General features: G+C 59.0%; 2 protein-coding genes. Both read left to right on the top strand.

The window, feature by feature from the left end; translation table 11 throughout:
* Positions 1-1377: Eco57I restriction-modification methylase domain-containing protein (locus ACH2EI_RS22110; protein WP_395161621.1), on the top strand; the 1377-nt coding region annotated here is incomplete at its 5' end.
* Positions 1374-2717, top strand: a 1344-nt coding sequence (locus ACH2EI_RS22115) for a DEAD/DEAH box helicase family protein (protein ID WP_395161623.1), incomplete at its 3' end; no start/stop codon positions are given. The genes ACH2EI_RS22110 and ACH2EI_RS22115, both read left to right, overlap by 4 nt.

Consider the following 2717-nt stretch of genomic DNA (forward strand, 5'->3'; position numbering starts at 1 on the left):
ATCCTGACCGAACAAGTCTTCGGAATTGCGATTACGCACCTCACCAGCCTGATCGCCCGGCGCAGCGTCTACTGCTCGAAGTGGGCCAACGGCGAGCATTCAATCGCGACGTCGTTCAATGACGAGGACGGGAACATCTGGTTCGAGCGAACGGAGCACTCCTGGGCCGGAGCGACCGATTTCGTCGAGACCGCCGACAGCGCCGGTAACCCCATCACGAAGGGGACGAACGGCAAGTGCAGTTACTGCGGAGCGAGCCAAAAGACTCTCGACCGGGCCGACGAACTCGAAACGCACGCCTACGCCTTCATTCACACAGACAACATCGAAGCTCGAATCAGCGAGCTGTTCGGAGCCGACATGCAGTTCGACGTCATCATTGGGAACCCTCCTTACCAACTTGGTGACGGCGGCTTCGGAACGAGCGCTACCTCGATCTACGACAGCTTCGTTGATCAAGCAAAGAAGCTCGAACCACGGTTGCTGACGATGGTCATTCCGGCCCGCTGGTTTTCCGGTGGGAAGGTGCGCCCGGGTTTCCGGGAGTCGATGCTGTCGGATGACCGCATCCGATCTATCGACGACTTTCTGAGCGCTTCGGACGTATTCCCCGGCGTCGGTCTCAAGGGTGGCGTCTGCTACTTCCTTTGGGACCGAGACAACCCAGGCCCATGTACCGTCACCACACACTTCAAGGACGACCCACCATCAACGGCCAGTCGTCAACTCCTCGAAGAGGGCGCCGACGTCTTCATCCGGTTCAATGAGGGACTGTCGATCCTCAAGAAGGTCGCCGCCGTCGAATCCGGGCAGAGCCAATCGGTTGCACTCCCAGAGGGGAGACGGTTCGCGCGACTCGTGAGTTCCCGAAAACCGTTCGGGCTGGCAACCACATTCAAGGGTAAGACCACCAAATCAGCTGGCGACGTCCTGGTTCACCAGAATGGCGGAAAAGGCTACACCCCGAGGAAGTCGATTTCGAACGGCAGCGAGCTCATCGACAAGTGGAAGATCTACGTAGGCCGCGCCGCCCCAGGTACGGGCAACAAGGACACGTATCCGCACAAAATTCTCAGTACCCCATTTGTCGGTGAGCCGGGAAGCATCTCTTCGGAGACATATCTCTGCATCGGCCCGTTTGACTCGGAGGAGGAGGCCGAGAGCGCCCTTTCGTATCTCTCGTGTCGGTTGACGCGCCTACTGGTCTTGCTGCACAAGCCGTCTCAGGACACGACTCGCAAGGTCTACACGTTCGTGCCGACGCAGGAATGGACACAGACATGGACCGACGAGGACCTCTACAAGAAGTACGGAATCACGGATGACGAGATTGCGTTCATCGAGAAGTTCGTCCGTCCGATGGAGCTTGGTGAGTGAGTAGGCAGATTGAAGACCTTCTCCCCGAGAAGCCCGAGGCTCGCCTTCGCATCTACGCCTACTCCATCGACGATGGAGCTCACGACGGGATGCTCAAGATCGGGCAGACCACCCAGAGCGCTCCGGCGCGCGTCGAGCAGCAACTTAAGACCGCTCTGATCAAGCAGTACGAGATCCACCTCGACGAGCCGGCCGAACGGAACGATGGATCGGCGTTCTCCGACCACGACGTTCGTGCGCGACTTCGTGACAAGGGCTTTGGCAAGGTGGACCTGGAGTGGATGGACTGCGCCGTCGCTGACGTGAAGACCGCCATCGCCGAACTTCGGACCGGAGTGCCACTCTCCGGCACGCACCACGAAACCTTCAAGATGCGCCCCGAGCAGACGGAAGCCGTCAAGAAGAGCCACGCCTACTTCCATTCGATTTGGAAGGAAGACATGCACGCCGTCCCTCGGTTCCTCTGGAACGCCAAGATGAGGTTCGGCAAGACCTTCGCCGCATACCAACTGGCCAAGAAGCTCGGCGCAACGAAGGTGCTCGTGGTCACCTTTAAGCCTGCCGTCGAGGACGCGTGGCGAAACGACCTCGAATCGCATGCCGACTTCGACGGCTGGCAGTACCTCTCCCGGTCAACGTCTCACGATCCGACGACGGCCGACAAGAAGCGTCCCCTCGTCTACTTCGGCTCCTTTCAGGACCTGCTCGGAAAAGACAAGTCCGGGAATATCAAGCCCAAGAACGAGTGGCTTCATGCGATCAACTGGGACCTCGTCGTGTTCGACGAGTACCACTTCGGGGCTTGGCGCGAGAACGCGAAGGAGCTCTTCGAAGGTGAAGACGACACGGAGGCGAAGAAGGAACTCAAGGCTGAGTTCAATCCAGGCCTCGGCGAATTCAACGAAGAACTCGACGAGTTGGGCGAGGACGAAATCGAGTTCCTCCCGATCACCACGAAGGCATACCTCTACCTCTCCGGAACACCGTTCAAGGCGCTCGCGACCGGTGAGTTCATCGAGGAGCAGATTTTCAACTGGACGTACACCGACGAACAGCGTGCCAAGCAGAACTGGTCGCACCGGTACCCGGACGTAGCGAACCCGTACGCGGCACTTCCCGAGATGCGGCTGCTCACGTACCAGATGCCCGACGAACTCCTCGCGATTGCAAGTCAAGGTGAGTTCGACGAGTTCGACCTCGGTGAGTTCTTCTCCGCAACGGCTTCAGGTGATGCCGCGGTGTTCGAGCACAAGAGTGATGTCCAGAAGTGGCTCGACATTATTCGGGGCTCGTACTCGGTGACTCAGGTCGACAATCTCAAGCTCGGAGCGAAGAAGCCG

The organism is Ilumatobacter sp. (assembly GCF_041688325.1).
Taxonomy (GTDB): domain Bacteria; phylum Actinomycetota; class Acidimicrobiia; order Acidimicrobiales; family Ilumatobacteraceae; genus Ilumatobacter_A.